At 70.0% G+C, this 17,033-nt stretch carries 8 protein-coding genes; 5 read left to right on the forward strand and 3 right to left on the reverse strand.

Going from position 1 to position 17,033, the window contains the following annotated elements:
* Positions 1-92 precede the first annotated feature (92 nt).
* Complete coding sequence (locus LZ199_RS01985; RefSeq protein WP_407667154.1) at positions 93-287, forward strand: hypothetical protein; 195 nt, start codon at positions 93-95, stop codon at positions 285-287.
* Between the two features lie 167 nt (positions 288-454).
* Here the strand turns inward: LZ199_RS01985 and LZ199_RS01990 are convergent, their stop codons facing one another.
* Complete coding sequence (locus LZ199_RS01990) at positions 455-4,696, reverse strand: response regulator (protein WP_253991920.1); 4,242 nt, start codon at positions 4,694-4,696, stop codon at positions 455-457.
* Between the two features lie 99 nt (positions 4,697-4,795).
* Positions 4,796-8,647: a glycosyltransferase gene (locus LZ199_RS46590; RefSeq protein WP_323389068.1), complete on the reverse strand. Its 3,852-nt coding sequence runs from the start codon at positions 8,645-8,647 to the stop codon at positions 4,796-4,798.
* A 132-nt stretch (positions 8,648-8,779) separates the two neighbouring features.
* On the opposite strand from LZ199_RS46590, the gene LZ199_RS02000 reads away from it, so the two are divergent.
* From LZ199_RS02000 to LZ199_RS02015, 4 genes are all read left to right on the forward strand, one after another.
* Complete coding sequence (locus LZ199_RS02000) at positions 8,780-11,116, forward strand: DUF4912 domain-containing protein (RefSeq protein WP_253991921.1); 2,337 nt, start codon at positions 8,780-8,782, stop codon at positions 11,114-11,116.
* A 25-nt stretch (positions 11,117-11,141) separates the two neighbouring features.
* Positions 11,142-12,731, forward strand: coding sequence for a glycoside hydrolase family 57 protein (locus tag LZ199_RS02005; protein ID WP_253991922.1), 1,590 nt, complete (start codon positions 11,142-11,144; stop codon positions 12,729-12,731).
* 98 nt (positions 12,732-12,829) lie between these two features.
* Positions 12,830-14,296 (forward strand): trypsin-like peptidase domain-containing protein, encoded by a 1,467-nt coding sequence (locus LZ199_RS02010; protein WP_253991923.1) that lies wholly within the window; start codon positions 12,830-12,832, stop codon positions 14,294-14,296.
* Between the two features lie 13 nt (positions 14,297-14,309).
* Positions 14,310-14,903, forward strand: coding sequence for an SGNH/GDSL hydrolase family protein (locus tag LZ199_RS02015; RefSeq protein WP_253991924.1), 594 nt, complete (start codon positions 14,310-14,312; stop codon positions 14,901-14,903).
* A 15-nt stretch (positions 14,904-14,918) separates the two neighbouring features.
* Here LZ199_RS02015 and LZ199_RS02020 read toward each other — a convergent pair whose 3' ends face one another.
* On the reverse strand, positions 14,919-16,844 hold the full coding sequence (locus LZ199_RS02020; protein WP_253991925.1) for a GGDEF domain-containing protein: 1,926 nt from the start codon (positions 16,842-16,844) through the stop codon (positions 14,919-14,921).
* Between the last annotated feature and the right edge of the window lie 189 nt (positions 16,845-17,033).

Raw genomic sequence — 17,033 nt, forward strand, 5'->3', positions numbered from 1 at the left:
TGGGCACACGTCATGCATCTCTACGGCGCAACTCACGAAGCACAGCAGCGAGGTCCGTGGTCATCATGGTTTGGGCGTGGATGAGGATGGTGATGGCGGTGGCAATCATCCTGTTGCCGGGTGGTTTCCCCCTGCTGTTGTCGTACATCGCCGTGCGGACGCTGGTGAGCCGCTGGCGGGAGGCGCAGTCGCAGGCGCACAGCGTCGGCCGCGAGGCTTCCCTCCGCGACGTCCTGGCCACGCTGCACTTCAAGGAGCTGGTGCGCGACGCTCGCGCCGCTCTCTGAGTTTTCCGCCTCGGTAGGGCATGGATGTCGCAGCCGGCCGGCTCGCGACGCTGCCCGAGGCACCCCGGCCCCGTGCCGGCCTTCCGGCGGGTGCCGGGATTCCAGACAGCAGACGTGGGGATTTCCGGCGAGGGCCGCCACCGTGGCGGCGGCCCCCGGGAAGCGAGCTACTTGTCCAGCTCGTCCACCAGCGCGGTCCAGTCGTCGTCTTCCTTCACGCCGCCGACCGGGATTTGCATGAGCATGGTGCGGTCGGTGGGGTCCGACTCGTCGCCTCCCAGCGGAGCGGGGGCAGCGGGTGCGGGGGCGGCCTTCTTGGCCGCGGCGGCGGGCTTCGCGGCGGCCTTGGCGGCCTTCGCGGGAGCGGCCGGGGCAGGGGCCGCCGTGGCGGGGATGACCTGATTGAGCTGAGGCTTGGTCGCGAGCTCGTCGTCTTCAGGGGCCGGAGCGGCCTTGGCGGCCTTGGCGGCCACCGGGGCGGGCGTGGCGGGTGACTTGCTCTTGAAGCGGGCCAGCTCCAGCTCCGCGACCTTGAGCGCCTTGCTCTTCTCCTGCACGGACTGCTGCAGACGCGTGACTTCCTGCGTCTTGATGGCCTCGCGGCGCTCCAGCTCCGCCTTCTGCTTGGCGCCCAGCTCCTCGATTTCGCGCAGCTGCCGCGCCTCCAGGTCCTTGCGCTCCTTCTGGGCGGTGGCCAGTCGGGCGGCGGCCTCGTTGGCCTTGCCCTCGGCGGCGGCGACCTTCGCGGCCAGGTCCTTCTCCGCGCGGGCCTTGGCGCCCTGGGCGTTCTCCAGCGCCAGCTCCAGGTCCTGCGCCTTCTTGGCGCGGGTGGCGAGCTGGGCCTGCATGTCCTTGGCCTTCGCGTCGGCGTCGGCGGCCTTCGCCTGGGCCTCCTGCGTGAGCTGCGCGACGCGCTGCTCGGCCTTGGCCAGCTTCGCCGCCAGCTCGTCGGAGGCGCGCTTCGCCTCGGCGCGCTCCTGCTGGGCCTGCTGGGCCTGCTGCTGGAGGCGGGCCTCGGACTGCTGGAGCTGCCCTGCGACGCCGTCGCGCTCCTGCGTCAGCTTCTGGTGCTGGACACCCGCCGCGCGCAGCTGCTCCTCGCGCTCGCCGAGCGTCTTCTTCGCCAGCTCGAACTGGTTGTTGAGCCCGGCCATCTGCTGGCCGAGTCCGTCCGCGTGGCGCTTGGCGTCGGCGGCCTGGGTCTGGAGCTTGGTCTCCATCGCCTTGAGCTGCTCGGTGCGGGTGGCGACCTCGCGGTTGAGCACCTCGGCCTGACGCATCTTCTCCTGCGTCACCTGGGTGAGCTTGCGCAGCGTGTCCGACAGCTCCTTGCCCTTGGTGGCCAGGTCGTTCTGGAGCAGCTCCTCGCGGCGCTGGGACTCCTCGGTGAGCGCGTCCAGCCGCTCCTTGAGGTTCGCCCGCGTGTCCTCCACCTGCGCGAGCTGCGAGGACAGCTGGGTGACTTCCGCCACCCGGGCGCCCAGCTCGTGCTTGGTGATGGTGAGCTGTTCGCCCAGCTCCTCCACCTGGTTGCGCGTGTCGTTGAGGTCCGCCTCCAGCGCGGCCTGGGTGCTGGCGGCCTGCTGACGGCTGGTGGAGTGGGCCTGCTGCTCGCGCGACAGGGCGTCGCTCGTCGCGGCGAGCTGCCCCTGCACCTGCTCCAGCGACTGGCTGGTGGCCTCCAGCTCCGAGCGCAGCCCGTCGCGCTCACCCGTGAGCGCTTCAATCGTCGCGCTCGTCTCGGCGGCGAGCTTCTCGTGCGCGGCCCGCTCCGCCTCGTAGCTGCCCAGCGTCTCCGCGAGCTCTCCGCGCAGGTTTCCAATCTGGCCGGTGAGCAGCTGCTCCAGGGAGTCCTTGGCCTCGCCCAGGGCCTGCAGCTCGGCGATGCGCTGATCCCGCTCGCCCGTCGTCCTGGCCAGCGCGGCCTGCGTCGTCTGCAGTGCCTCGTGCGTCTCGTCCAGCTCGACCTTGAGGCCGTCGCGCTGCGCGGTGGTGGTGCCCAGCGCGTCGCGCGTCTCCTCCAGCGTGTTCTGCGTCTGGGTGAGCGTCTGGCTGGTGGCCTCCAGCTCGCCGCGCGTCTCGGCCAGCGTGCCCTCGGTCTGGGCCAGCGTGCCTTGCGTGTCCGCGAGCTGCTGCTCGGTGCGCGACAGCGTGTCCTGCGTCTGCGCCAGCGTCTGGCCGGTGGCCTCCAGCTCGCCGCGCGTCGTCGACAGTGCCTCTTCCGTCTGGACCAGCCGCGTCTGCGTCTCGCTCAGCGACTGGCTGGTGGCCTCCAGCTCGCCCCGCGTCTCGGAGAGCGACTGCTCCGTGCTCGACAGGGTGTTCTGCGTGTCCGCGAGCTGCTGCTCGGTGCGGGCCAGCGTGTCCTGCGTCTGCGAGAGCGTCTGGCTGGTGGCTTCCAGGTCTCCCGTCAGCTCGGAGATGCGCTGGTCCCTCGCCGCGACGTCGCCCTGGAGTCCCTCGATGGTGGACTCGCGCTGGGCGACGGTGTCCTCCAGCGACGCCACGCGAGCCTGGAGCTGCTCGCCGATGCGCTGCGACTCCTCCAACTGAGAGGTAAGGGCCTGAATCTGGCCGGTGAGGTCGGCCTCCTGCTCGGCCTTCGCCGCGCGCACGTCCTCGAGCTGCCGGGTGAGGTCCTCCTCCAGCGCGTCCTTGGCGATTTGAAGCGCCTCGAGACGGCCGGTGAGGTCCTCTTCCAGCGCGTTCTTCGCGTCGGTGAGCGCCTGGAGTTCGCCGGACAGCTCGGCTTCGCGGTCGGCCAGGTGCGCCTTGATGGCTTCGACCTCGCCCTCCAGCTCGCCGATGCGCTCCAGCTGCTGCTGGATGCTGGAGTTGAGGTCCGCCTCGGTGCGCTCATTGCGCTCGATGGCCTCCGCCAGCTCGCGGTCCAGGGAGGAGATCTTCGCGTCGCGGTCATCGACGCGCTGATTGAGCTCCGTCTCCAGCGCGTCCTTGTCCATCCGGAGCTGCTCGCGCTCGCTCGTGGTGCGCGCGAGGTCGGCCTCCAGGTCCGCCACCTGCTGGCTGAGTCGCGCCTCCAGCGAGTCGCGCTCCGCGTTCAGCCGGATGATCTCCGCGTCGCCCCGGGCGCCGTGCTCCTCGGCGGCGGCGGCACGGGTCTCCAGGCCGCGGACGGTGCTGTCGCGCTCCTGCTCCGTCTGCTGCAGCCGCTCCTGGAGGGCCTGAATCTCTCCGTCCAGCTCGGCGTAGCGCTGATCCCGCTCGCTGACGGTACGGCCCAGCTCCGACTCGAAGTCGTCGCCGCGCTTGCCCAACTGGGCGATCTCCGCCTCGTTCGCGCGGACGGTGTCCTGGAGCTTCTGCTCCTTGACCTCGAACTCCAGCGTGACGACGTTGTGGAGCTTCTCGAGCTTGTCGTACTCGGCTCGCAGGTGCTCCAGGTCGGTGCCACGCCGCGCGATTTCGTCCTCGCGGTTGTGGACCTCCTTGCGGAGCACGTTGATGTCCTTCTCCTTGGAGGCGACGACCTCGATGAGGTCCTTCTCCGAGGAGAACTTCTGCAGCAGCAGGTCGTCGACGGTGGCGCCGTGCTCGCGTTCCTTCTGGAGCATGGCTTGCTGCGCTTCATTGAAGCGGCGCAGCAGGTCGTCCACCTGCATCTTGAGGCCTTGCAGCTCCACGTCCTTCTCGTGGAGCCGGTCCTCGCCGGACAGGAGCTCGCGCTCGCGCACGCTCCAGATTTCGGAGAGGCGGGCGAGCTGGGCCTCGCGCGTCTTCAGCTCGTCGCGGAGGATCTGGATCTTCCCCTCCGGCGTGCCCATCAGCTCACGGCGAGGAGGCGGGCGCTTGAGCTGTCGCGACTCCGCGAGCAGCTCCGCCTTGCGGTCGGCGATGGACTGGAACGCGCGGTCGAGGAACGCGCGGTCCTCTTCCGTCATCGCGCTGCGTCGTTCGCGCTTGGGGAGCTTGGGCGGGCCGCCGGGGCTGGTGCGGATGGCCGGCATGGGAGGCGGGGCCTCGCGCGGATTGCCGGAGAGGGCGGCGTCGAGGTCGGCGTCGGATTCCTCCGTACCCGGTGGGACGATGCCCGTGCTCAGCGAGGCGAGCTCTCCCATCTCGAAGGGGATGACGAGGTAGCCGTCCGCGGCTCCCGGCGTCTGCCGGTGCTGCGTCAGGCCTTCCACTCCCGTGTCGGAGGACAAGAGCAGGACCTTGAGGTTCTGGCCCCACTTGCCCTTCTTGATCTGCCCGCACAGCGTGAACCCGGATTGATCTGGCAGCTCGGCTCGGAGGACGACGAGATCCGGCCGGCGTTTCTCCAGCTCGCGCTGCGCATCCGTGGCAGTCGCCGCCATGGCGGTCTGGTAACCCGCGCTCTTGAGCACGGTCGCCATGCTGAGGGCGAAGTCGTTTTGGCTTTCAACGATGAGGACGCGGCGCTCCATGAAGCCCTTCCACCCGCAAAAAGTGCAGTGAAAACCGCCACATCCTACTGGCCGGGCCCAAGGCTTGGAAAGTTTCCGGAGGGCGCTCGGTTGGCTGCTTCACGAGCCCTTGCCGCGAACGGTGCCTTGTGCACGGGGCGCGGGGGGCAACCTGGACGGATCCGTGTCGTCATCCCGCCCTGGGAAGGTGGTGGGGGGCGTGTGACGGGCGAACCGAGTGCCTTCGGGTGGACAGTACCCGTGGGCGAGCTGGGCGAACCAGGGGTTGAGCGTCGAGGAGAGCGGCTCGGGGGCGGGGCCGTCTTCTTCGGGCGTCTCCTCGGGGAGGGCCTCGTCGGGCTCGGCCTCCTGGAGGTCGTCCTCGTCTTCGATCAGCTGGGCGGCGCTGCTGACGGAGACCTCGGCCTCCTCGACCTCGTCGCTGCTGATTTCGTCGGGCTCGTGATCATCGAGGTGTGGGCGGGAGTGGGACGGAGTGGGGCCTCCCTCATCACCGTCCTCAATGGCCTGGGCCTCGTCCTCGGAGATCTCCTCGGGCTCGTCCTCGGGGTCGGAGGATTTCAGGGAGGGGCGGGCGGCGGCGCCTTCAATGGGTTCCAGCCGGGGCGGTCCGTCCACGGACATCAGCCGAGGTGGACGCTGGCGAGGGGGGACGGGAGGCGGAGCGCTGGCGCGAGGGGGCAGTGCTGGCGGGCGATCAGCCTCGTTCGAGCCGCCAGAGCGGAGCAGCTGTGAGCCGCGCTCCGTGTCCTGCGGGTGGTCTCCGAGGGCCGGACGCTCCGTGCCGGTGAGGACGGGGCCGGGGGTCAGGACGGGAGGCGGACGCTCCGGGTCGGAGGCGCTTCCACGGGCCGAGGCGGCGCGGCCGGGCTCGGTGGGCGGGGTGGGGCGAACCAGAGGAGGGAGCCGATCCGTGTCCGAGGTCCCTCGCGGACGTTCGGGCTCGACGACTCCCGAGGGGCGTGGCGTGCGGCGCTCGGGGTCGGTGGCTCGCGGGGGAAGCTCGGGGACGGCGGTGCGGCCCGACGGGCGCTCGGGGTCGGTGGTCGTGCTCGTGTGAGCCGAAGCGCGCTCCGGGTCGACCACGGAAGACGTCCGACCCGAGGGACGCTCGGGTTCGGGAACGGGCGTGCCGCGCGTCGAGGGGCGCTCCGAATCGACGTGTGAACCCGTGCGCGTCGAGGGACGTTCCGGCTCGGGGACCGGAGTGCCGCGCACTGACGGACGCTCTGAATCGGTAGAGGAACTCGTGCGAGTCGAAGGGCGTTCCGGCTCGGGGACCGGAGTGCCGCGCACTGACGGACGCTCTGAATCGGTAGAGGAACTCGTGCGGGCCGAGGGGCGTTCGGGTTCGGGGACTGGCGCGCCGCGAACTGACGGACGCTCTGAGTCGGTAGAGGAACCCGCGCGCCCCGTGGAGCGGTCAGCGTCGGAGACCGATTGAGTGCGTCCCGACGGGCGATCCGTGCCTCGTTCTGAATCGAGGGACTGTGTCCCCTTCGTCGGCGTGGTGAGGGACGACAGCCGACGGGACGGCGTCTCGACTCGCGAAGCGGTGTTGCGACTGGCGAGCACGGAGCGCGCCGGGATGATCGGCGTCGGCGCGGGCGCCTCGTCTTCGTGCCTCGCCGCGATTGGGCTGCGGACGATGGGCGTAGGTGAAGGCGGCTCGTCCCGCTGAAGCGGCGCGGGTGCTCGAACAATGGGCGTCGGCGAAGGAGGCTCGTCGAACGGAAGCGGCGCAGGCGACCGGACGATGGGCGTGGGCGAGAACGGCTCTTCACGAGGAGGCGACGCCGGTGTCCGAACAATGGGCGTGGGCGGGAACGGCTCTTCACGAGGAAGCGGCGCGGGCGCCCGGACGATGGGCGTCGGCGAAGGAGTCTCTTCACGAGGAAGCGGCGCAGGTGCCCGGACGATGGGCGTGGGCGAGAACGGCTCTTCGCGAGGAAGCGGCGCGGGTGCCCGGACAATGGGCGTCGGCGAAGGCGGCTCTTCGATCGGAAGCGGCGCGGGGGCCCTTTCGACTGACGTAGACGAAGGAGCCTCATCGACTCCCAGCGCTGCCGGTGCGCGCACGACAGGCGTGGGCGACGGCGATTCCCCTGTGCGTTCGCTCTCCTCCGAAGGCGAGCTTGACTCAGCACGCACCCGAGATTCGTCAGAGGACTTCGAGGATTGAGGCTCCACCGGCGTCGGGCCAGGGGGCGCATCTTCCAGAAGCGGTGTCGCGGACTTGCTGGACGCCTCGTCCTGTGGGCGCTGCTCCTCGCGGGCCTCCACCGGATCCGCGGAAGGCTTCTCGTCGGATCCCTCCACCTCGGACGACACCGCGCGGGTGGGCGTGACAGGCGTCGGGTCCGAGGTCATCGCCGTGTTGACGAGCGGCGTCGGCTCGGAAGTCGAGGGCGTCGCTGCTCCATTCGACGCGGAGGACTCCGTGCTCGACGTCGTCACGGTGGGCAGGGCTGCTCGCTCGCGCAGAGGCAGGCCCATCACGACGGGCGGTTCGATGGGACGTGCGTCCGGCTCCGTCTTGATGAGCCGCGTATCGAACCCATCCTCCAGCACCATCCCCATCACCACGGGCGGCTCGTCGCTGGGGGCGTCGTCCGACGGCGGCTCGGTGTTCTGCGCGACGGGCTCCCGTTTCTCCGGCTGGGGAATCCTCACCCGTCCGCTGTCCGGAGGCAGCAGCGTCGCGAGCCGGCTGGTCGGCGTCCCCGTCACCATCGTCGCCGCGGGGAGATCATCCTCGCTCGTGCTCGTCACCGGACCCGTGCGCTTCTCCAGCAGCGAGTCGTAGAGGTCCAGCAGCTGACCTCGGATGACGCCGGCATCGAGCGCGGCCTCGGCATGCTCACGGGCCCGATTGCCCATCTCGACGCGACGCGGAATGTCACGCGCCAGCTCGATGATGCGGTCGGCCATGGCCCGGCTGTCACCCGCCGGGAAGAAGAGGGCGGTGTCTTGCGGAATCAGCTCCCGGCAGACAGGGAGGTCGGCGGCGATGACGGGGCGGCCCGCGGCGCAGTACTCGGACACCTTCGCCAGGGGACCCCCCTGGAGCCGGTTGCGCTCCACATCGTCGAGCGCGAGCACGCCCACGTCCGCGAGCGCGAGCACCTTGGCCACGTCGTCATGGTGCACGGGCGGCTGGAACTCCACCCGGTCCTTCAGCCCCAGCTCCTTCACGAGCTCGTCCAGATGGGGCTGCCAGTCCGGGTGCTGCGCCCCCACCAGGGTGAGGCGCACCTCGACCTGCTGTGCCGCCAGCGCGACCGCACGCAGCAGCGTCGGCAGGCCCTGCCAGCCCACGTGGCTGCCCAGGTACATCAACCGCAGGGGCTCGCCATCCGGCGCACCCAGCGCGTCGGGGACGTAGGGCGCCAGGTCCACCGGCGCGCGGACGACCCGGATGAGCTCCTCGCTCGCGCCGAGCGACTGGATGTACGAGCGCGTCGTCTGGGAGCCCGTGACGATGAGGTCCGCGTTCATCAGGCAGAACAGCTCCTGCCTGCGGACCTTCGAAAGGAAGCGCCGGTCGCCCTCCGTCTGAGGATGCGTGTAGCGCAGCTCCTGCGAGGGGAACGTCTGCGCCTCATAGATGAGGCGGTAGCCGTAGTCCCCCTTCAGCTCGCACAGCGCATAGCCACCGAAGGGGTCCGTGAAGTGGCAGAGCGCGTAGTCCTCGCTCTCGAGCTGACGGCGCACGGCCCGCTCGAACGCCTGGATTCGCGAGGCAAGGTCTCCCGAGCCTACTGGGACGCGCAGCAGCCGAGCACCCTGGTACTTCTCGATATGGGAGTGGTCGGGCGTCTTCGCCGACAGCACCACCACGGAGAAGCGATCCGGTAACGCCTTGAGGTACTCGGTCAAACGACGTGACGAGCCGGAAGGGCCGGGGATGACGTCGAAGCTGCACAGGAGCAGTCTGGGCAGGTCGCTCAAAGCGGGGGCAGAATACCCAGGTGCATCCTGGGTGTCATCGGGTGAGGTGGTGGGGAGGGGGTCGGGCGACGAACACAAGCAATGCTGGCACGTTGACCCACCACGGCCGGCGACCTAAAGGCGACCTTGCCCATGGACGACCTCAAGAGCGTCACCGTCGGCTCCCTGAGGGAGCTGGCCCGGAAGCACCTGGGGAGCGGATACAGCAAGCTCAATAAGGAAGAGTTGATTGCCGCCCTGGCCGGGTTCGTGCCCTCGCTCGCCAGGCTCGCCCGGTTGGTCGGCATCGAGCTTCCTCGCAAAAGCCCCGCCGCGAAGAGGTCCGCGTCCGGACCCGCCAAGGCCGTGACGCCCTCCGCCAGGTCCAAGCAGGAGACTCGGAGCGCGCCCAAGGCCACTCCCTCGGTGAAGGTCCCAACGGGGACTTCCAAGAAGGCCAAGGCCGAGCCCTCGGTGAAGGGAAAGGCGGCGGCCGCCAAGGCGAAGGGCGCGGCGAAGTCCGGGACGACGCCCGCCCAGGCGAAGGCACAGGCTGCGGTGAAAGTTCCGGCCACGTCATCCAAGGAGAAGGTCGCGGCGGTGGCATCCAAGAGGAAGGCTCCGAGCAAGCCCCCGGCGAAGGTCGCGGAGGTGGCATCCGCGGAGAAGGCCCCGGACACGTCTCCGGCGAAGGTCGCGGCGGTGACATCCAAGGAGAAGGCCTCGGGCACGACTTCGGCGAAGGTCGCGGCGATGGCGTCGAGGATTCTGGGCAAGCTCCCCGCGAAGGTCGCGGCGGCGGCGGCCAAGGCGCTGGGCAAGCTCCCTGGGAAGTTCGAAGCGCCACCTGTTGCACCCCTCGTCGATGCGAGAACGCCCTCGGACCCACTCGCCACGGACACGCCGCGTGCAAAGACTCCACGGAAGGCGGCCACCGAGATGTCCGAGCAGGGACGTGTCTCCGCACCCAACCGCGTGGCGGCCAAGCGCGCCTCAGAGAAGTCCGACAGTCCACCTTCCGCACGCCCGGCCCACATCGTGAACTTCCCACCCAAGCCTCGTGGTTCGCGTGACACCGTGACGTCGACCGAGCCCGAAGCCGTGTCCGGTGCCAGCCATGACGCGGCGCGGCCCTCCAGCCCGTCTTCCTCCAGCACCGAGGCTCCGCCGTCAGTGGAGCCCATCGAACAGCACCCCGCGGAGCCGCTCATCGAGGGCTTCTTCGTCGCGCGCGTCCGAGGCGAGGCAGAGGCCCGTCGCCATCACCTCCAGCAGCCTCCCGAGCCCACTCCGGAGCCACCCCCCTTCGCCGCGGCGGAGCCTGAAGCACAAGAGCCGCTTCCCCGCGAGTACCACGACGACACCGCGTTGCTGCTCCCGCGCGACCCGCACACCCTCTTCGCCCTCTGGGATTTCAGCCCCGCCACGCGGTCTCGCGCGATGAAGGGACTGGAGGAGCCTCGCGCCGTCCTGCGCGTCTTCGATGGGGACTCCCTCGTGCGCGAGATGGACTGCGCACTGGAGTCACGCGGTTACTACATCCATGGGCTTCCAGCGGGCCGCCCCTACCGGGTCGAGGCCCATTTCGTCGGCCGCGATGGCAAGGCGCATCGCATCGGCCCCTCCAGCAATCGCGTGGCGCTCCCTCCCACGGGCGTATCGACGGACACCTCCGTGCGCTTCCTGCGTCGGCCCGTCCCGGTGGAGCCCGAGGCCCCCGCCGCGGTGCCAGTCCCCACGTTGGCGCCGGAGAATCACGAGCGCGAATACATCACGTGGCACCGGGTCAACCTGCCCGGGAGCGCGGGAGTGAAGGACATCCCCGTGGTCCACCGCGAAGGCGTCGGGCCCGGTGTTCCTCCCTCTCCCGAGGGACCCGGCTCCCAGGTGGACTCCGGCACCTATCTGCAAGGCGTCGAGCGCGCACCAGGCGCCTCGGACCAGCGCTACGTCGCCTCGCATCGCTACCTGGATGCACAAGGGCGCGCGCCAGGTGCCTCGGACATGCGGTACGGCGAAGGCCCGGTGCTTCCCGTCTCGTCGCCGCGCGCGTTCGAATACCTGGAGCTCGGGCAGGTGCGCGCTCCGGGCTCCTCTGAACAGCGCTACCAGGAAGGCGCGACACAGACCTCGGGCAAGGACGCCCGTCCTCCGTACCAGTACCTGGACATCGCTCGCGCGCCGGGCGCGTCGGACATGCGCTACGCCGAGCCTCCTCCCAGGTCCGCCGGACCCACGGACGCAGCTGGCCTCGCGGCGCCTCCTCGCCCCACGGGCTCCCCGGAGCTGCACTACTTCGAGGCCCCCGCGCGTGCACCCGGTGCCTCGGACCAGCGCTACTTCGAGTCGCCGCCGCGTGCTCCTGGAGCCTCGGACCGGCGCTACTCGGACCTGGCGGGAGGCTTGATTCCAGAGCCGGTGAAGCAGGTGACAGGCAGCTCGGACCAGGACTCGTACCGGAAGCCGCCCTCGGGCGGGGGCCGCTCGTGAACCCGCAAGGACACCTCTCCAAACCATGAGCCTGGGCTCCCTCTCACTCGTCCTTCACGCGCACCTCCCGTTCGTCCGACACCCCGAGCACGAGGACTTCCTCGAGGAAGACTGGCTCTACGAGGCCATCTCCGAGACGTACCTCCCGCTGCTCCTCGCCTTCGACTCCCTGGCGGAGGACGGCGTCCCGTTCCGCCTGGCGATGACGCTGTCGCCCACGCTCGTCACCATGCTGCGCGACGAGCTGCTGATGACGCGCTACGCACGGAAGCTGGAGCAGCTGTGCGAGCTGGGCGCGCGCGAGGTCCACCGCACCCGGACCGATGCGACCTTCGGCCCCCTGGCTCGCTTCTACCGGGACCACTTCGAGACGCTGCGCCGCGCCTTCCACGACCGCTACCGAGGGGACCTCGTCGCCGCGTTCCGACGCCTCCAGGACGCGGGCCATCTGGACATCCTCACGTGCAATGCGACGCATGGGTTCCTGCCCCTCATGCAGCAGGTGCCGGAGGCCGTGCGCGCCCAGGTGATGGTGGCCGCCAACCACTACCGTCAGCACTTCGGAAGAGACCCGGCCGGCATCTGGCTGGCCGAGTGCGGCTACTACCCGGGCCTGGAGCGAATCCTCGCCGCCGAGCGCATCCGCTACTTCTTCGTGGACACGCATGGCCTGACGGACGCCGTTCCGCGTCCCCTGCACGGCCCCTATGCGCCCATCTTCACCGAGGCCGGTGTCGCCGCCTTCGCCAGAGACCCCGAGAGCAGCCAGCAGGTCTGGAGCTCCGAGTACGGCTATCCCGGCGACCCGGACTACCGCGAGTTCTATCGGGACATCGGCTGGGACCTGGACCTGGACTACATCCGGCCCTTCATCCAGCCGACGGGAGACAGGAAGAACACCGGCTTCAAGTACTACCGCATCACCGGGAAGACGAACGACAAGCGCCCCTATGACCCCGCGCTGGCGCGAGAGCGCGCCGCCGTGCACGCCGGCAACTTCCTCTTCAACCGGCAGCGGCAGATAGAGCACCTGGCCTCGCGCCTCGGTGGTCGCAAGCCCGTGGTCGTCTCGCCCTATGACGCGGAGCTGTTCGGCCACTGGTGGTTCGAGGGGCCGTGGTTCCTGGAGGCCTTCATCCGCAAGGCGGCGAGCGAGCAGTCCACCTTCGACCTGGTGACGCCGTTGGATGACCTGCGAGAGAACCCAGAGAATCAGGTGGCCACGCCGCCGATGTCCTCGTGGGGCGCGGGCGGCTACGCCCACATGTGGCTGGATGGCACCAATGACTGGGTCTACCGCCACCTGACTCACTGCGCGCGGAAGATGGTGGAGCTCGCGCGTGACTTTCCAGACGCTCCGGCGCTCCAGCGTCGCGCGCTCAACCAGGCCGCGCGGGAGCTGATGCTCGCGCAGAGCTCCGACTGGGCCTTCATCCTGAAGACGGGCACCATGGTGGAGTACGCGAAGCGGCGCACCCAGGAGCACGTCCAGCACTTCCTCCGGCTGCACGACGAGCTGCGGGCGGGCACCATCGACGAGGGCTGGCTTGCTCAGCTGGAGGGGCGCGACAACCTCTTCCCGGAGCTCGATTACCGCCTCTATCGACTGGGATGAGCACCGGGGCCCGTGGGTGGCGGGCCTGATTGTTACGCTGGATGACCATCGGCCGTTTCGCTTGCCGGACCGCATTTCGGCTTTAGCTTGGGGAGCATATGAACCGTTCTTCCGTCGCGTTCCGGAGCGCCCTGGCCGCCGCGCTGCTCCTCGCCGTCCCGTCGGCTTCGTGGGCACAGGCTCCGGCGCCCGCTCCCGCGCAGGGCCAGCCCGGCAACCTCCAACCGGCCACGCGCGAGGCGCAGGCGCTTCCCTCGCTGGCGCCGCTGGTGGACTCGGTGAAGTCGGCCGTCGTCAACGTGGACGTGCAGGCGCGCGGCGGTGGAGGCGCGAGGGGCATGGAGGACAACCCGCTCTTCGACCGCTTCTTCGGCGGCGGCGCGGGGGGCAGGGGAGGGCGCGAGCAGCTCCGCCAGGGCGCGGGCTCCGGCTTCATCATCGAGCCGACGGGCATCGTCCTCACCAACAACCACGTGGTGGAGGACGCCGTCTCCATCACCGTGCGCCTGGATGACGGACGCTCGTTCTCCGCCTCGGTGGTGGGCAGAGACCCTCTCACCGACGTCGCGGTGGTGAAGATCAAGGACAAGGTGGAGGGCCTGCCCACGGTGAAGCTGGGCGACTCCGACGGACTGCGCGTGGGGGACTGGGTCGTCGCCATCGGCAATCCCTTCGGGCTCGCGTCCAGCGTCAGCCTGGGCATCGTCTCCGCGCGAGCGCGCGACATCGGCGCGGGGCCGTACGACGAGTTCCTCCAGACGGACGCGGCCATCAACCCGGGCAACTCCGGCGGACCGCTGTTCAACATGCGAGGCGAAGTGGTCGGCATCAACACCGCCATCGTCGGCGGTGGCACGGGCATCGGCTTCGCGGTGCCCAGCAACCTGGTGAAGGCGCTGGTGCCGCAGCTCGAGAAGGACGGCTCCGTCACGCGCGCGTGGCTGGGCGTGGGCATCCAGGACCTGACGCGCGACTTGTCGAGCGCGCTCAAGCTGCCGGTGACGGAGGGCGCCATCCTCACGCAGGTGAACCCGGGCTCTCCGGCGGCGAAGGCGGGCCTGAAGTCGGACGACGTCGTCACCGCCATCGACGGGCAGACGGTGACGTCCAGCGGCCAGCTCACGCGCACCGTGGCGCTCAAGCGTCCGGGCAGCACCTCCACGCTGACGGTGTTCCGCGAGGGCAAGAAGCAGGACGTGAAGGTGATGCTCGGCACCCGTCCCGACCTGGAAGGCGTGGCCGCGCGCAAGCAGCAGGGGGACGACTCGCAGGAGAGCTCGCGCCGCGTGGGCGTCAGCCTCCAGAACCTCGATGCGCGCACCGCGCAGCAGGCGGGCTTCAACGAGCGTCAGGGCGCCCTCATCACCGACGTGATTCCGGGCTCTCCGGCGGACCGCGCGCAGCTCGAGCCGGGCATGCTCGTCGTGGAAGCCAACCGCAAGCCGGTGAACAACGCGGACGACCTGGCCAAGGCGATTCGCGCCGCGCCCGCGGGCAGCACGCTGCTCCTGCGCGTGGCCTCTCCGGGAGGCGGCCGACTGCTGCGCGCGCTGCGCATGCCGTAGTGGAGCGACGGACATGAGCGTCAACTACGTCGCGCTCGGAGACAGCACCGCCGTGGGCGTGGGCGCGAATCGCGGCGGCGGCTACCCCGAGCGCCTCGCCTCACGGCTGCGCAAGGACGGGCTCTCCCTGGGCTTCACCAACCTGGGCGTCAGCGGGGCGCGCATCCGCGACGTCTTCACCGGGCAGGTGAAGGCCGCGGTGGCCGCGCACCCCACGCTGGTGACGCTGGGCGTGGGGACCAACGACATCTGGCGCGGCACGGCGGTGGAGGACTTCCAGGAGGACCTGGAGCGCATCGCCCGCCGGCTGAAGCAGACGGGCGCTCCGCTGGTGCTGGTGAACATCGCGGACATGGCCCTGGCGCCTGTCGCGAAGCTGGTGCCCAGCGCCCTCTACGAAGGCCGCATCGAGCCCTTCAACGCCGCCATCGCCCAGGTGGCGCGCAAGGAGGGACTGCATCTGGTGGACCTGTTCACCGCGAGCCAGGAGATATTTCCCCGCGCGCGGCACTTCTTCTCGGGCGACGGCTTCCACCCGTCCGACGAAGGCTACGAGGAGTGGGCGGACCTGATGCTGCCCACGGTGCGCACGCTCGTGTCCCGCTGAGCCGCGCGCGTTGACCTATGCCTTGGCCACGCCGCCCGGAGGGACGGGGCCCGTGGCCTCGGCGGGAGGCGTGTGCGGCCCGCGCTCACGGCCGGGGTGGATCTCCATCCCCAGCTCGAACGGCGTGGTGCGGTTGCGGCCCGTGCGCTTGCTGCAATAGAGGGCCGCGTCCGCGCTGTCGACGAGCCCCTCCTGCGTGTTGGCGTCGGTGGGGAAGTGGGACACGCCCACGGACACGGTGACGTGGCCGCCCGGGAGGCCCGGCTGCGAGAGCACGACGGTCTCCGCCACCGCGCGGCGCAGCTTCTCCGCCACCTCCACCGCGTCCTGCTTGCTGGTGTGGGGCAGGAGGAGCACGAACTCCTCGCCGCCGTAGCGCGCGAGCGTGTCCACCTTGCGCACGCGCGTGCGGAGGATGTCGCAGACGCGGCGGAGCGTCTCGTCACCCGCCCGGTGGCCGGCCAGGTCATTGAGGCGCTTGAAGTGGTCCACGTCCACCATGAGCAGCCCCAGCGGCGTGCCGAAGCGCTGCGCGCGCGCCAGCTCCAGCTCCATGCGCTGGAAGAGGTGACGGCGGTTGGGCACCCCCGTCAGCGGGTCCGTCATGGTGAGCTTCACCGTCTCCGCGTGCAGCCGCGCGTTCTTCACCGCCGCCGCCGCGATGTCCGCCACGGCGGTGAGCAGCTCGATTTCCCCCGCCGAGAAGCTGGCGATGAGCGGACGCTGGAAGTTCACCACGCCCATCAGCGTGCCCGCGTGCACCATGGGCACCGCGAGCAGCGCGCCCGTGACGAGCGCGTTCTTCTCCAGTCCCCGGCGCGCGAAGATGCTGGTGGGGTCCCCGACGTCCGGCAGGTACACCGCCTTGTGCGTCTGAGCCGCCCGGCCGCAGGCGCCTTCGCCCACCGAGAAGACGAGGCCCTCCGAGCCACGTCCCTCCGGCCAGGCCTGGCGCACCTCCAGCGTGCCCTCCGCGCTGACGAGCATGATGGAGAACTCCGGAATCTGGAGCCGCTCCACCACCAGCCGGGTGACACCCTCCAGCAGCTCGTCCAGCTCCAGCGTGGAGTTGAGGGAGCGCGTCACGTCGAACAGCAGCGACAGCTCGCGAAGGCGCTCTTCCAGCTCGTCCTTGAGCGTGAGCTTCTCCTTCACCAGCTCCAAATCCCGATGGGTGTCGATCTCCTCCGCCTTCATGGCGGTGAGCCGCGCCAGCATCTGGTTGAAGGCCGCCCCCAGGCGCGCGATTTCATCCGTGCCGCGCACGTCCGCGCGCACCAGGAGGTCTCCAGCCTCCGCGCGCCCCATGGCCGCGCTCAGCCGGCGCAGCGGACGCGTGAGGTTGAAGTGCAAGGACAGCGCGATGACGAGCGCGAGGATGACGGCGAACACCGCCATGGACCCCAGCGCGCCACCGAACACCTGCCTCAGCTGCTGGTGCAGCGCGGGCTCCGTCATCCGCATCTGCAGGACGCTGGCGCCGGGGACCTCTCCGCGCGAGTGACAGCTCCCGCACTCCGGACCGCCCAGGGGCCGCACCACCTCCGTCACACCGTCCGCGGAGCGCGCCGTCTCAGGACCGGGGCGGGTGAGGCGCGAGGCCTCCGGGTGCACGGTGCCAATCTCGGAGGGCGCGCGGGACCAGCGCACCCGTCCATCCGGCGTCAGCACGCGCACGTCCGCCACCGAGCGGAACAACCGCGTGTCCGAGTGGAGCACCTCCGTCACGGCGCCGTGCGCGGGGGCACCGGGCCCCTGCGGCAACAGGAACGTCGAGGCGACGAACTCCGCGAGTGCGAGCGATTCCACCTGCGTGGCGTCCTGCACCGCCACCCGCGCCTCGCGCCAGAAGTGGCCCACGCCCAGCAACGTCACCACCAACCCAGGCAGAGCGATGCTCCAGAGGAGCTTGCGGCCTACGGTGTCGGGACCCAGGGGCATTCGCGTGTTCGCGTCACTTCGTTCGAAAGGATTCAACCCGTTTCACGAAGAGTCAGAGGAATTGTCAATGGGCTGACGCGGACTGTCAAACGTACTTGCACGGGAATTTTATCATTCCGTTGGCGCATCCAGCTGACGCAGGTGGACGTCCGCGTGCGTCGCGCCGGGCGTGGCGGATATGAAGGACCT

The organism is Myxococcus qinghaiensis (assembly GCF_024198215.1).
In the GTDB taxonomy this organism is placed as follows: domain Bacteria; phylum Myxococcota; class Myxococcia; order Myxococcales; family Myxococcaceae; genus Myxococcus; species Myxococcus qinghaiensis.

Excerpts from the sequence above, each read along its gene's own strand:
- LZ199_RS01985 (WP_407667154.1), top strand. The coding sequence starts at position 93 with ATGGCGGTGGCAATCATCCTGTTGCCGGGTGGTTTCCCCCTGCTGTTG.
- LZ199_RS01990 (WP_253991920.1), bottom strand. The coding sequence starts at position 4,696 with ATGGAGCGCCGCGTCCTCATCGTTGAAAGCCAAAACGACTTCGCCCTC.
- LZ199_RS02000 (WP_253991921.1), top strand. The coding sequence starts at position 8,780 with ATGGACGACCTCAAGAGCGTCACCGTCGGCTCCCTGAGGGAGCTGGCC.
- LZ199_RS02005 (WP_253991922.1), top strand. The coding sequence starts at position 11,142 with ATGAGCCTGGGCTCCCTCTCACTCGTCCTTCACGCGCACCTCCCGTTC.
- LZ199_RS02010 (WP_253991923.1), top strand. The coding sequence starts at position 12,830 with ATGAACCGTTCTTCCGTCGCGTTCCGGAGCGCCCTGGCCGCCGCGCTG.
- LZ199_RS02015 (WP_253991924.1), top strand. The coding sequence starts at position 14,310 with ATGAGCGTCAACTACGTCGCGCTCGGAGACAGCACCGCCGTGGGCGTG.
- LZ199_RS02020 (WP_253991925.1), bottom strand. The coding sequence starts at position 16,844 with ATGCCCCTGGGTCCCGACACCGTAGGCCGCAAGCTCCTCTGGAGCATC.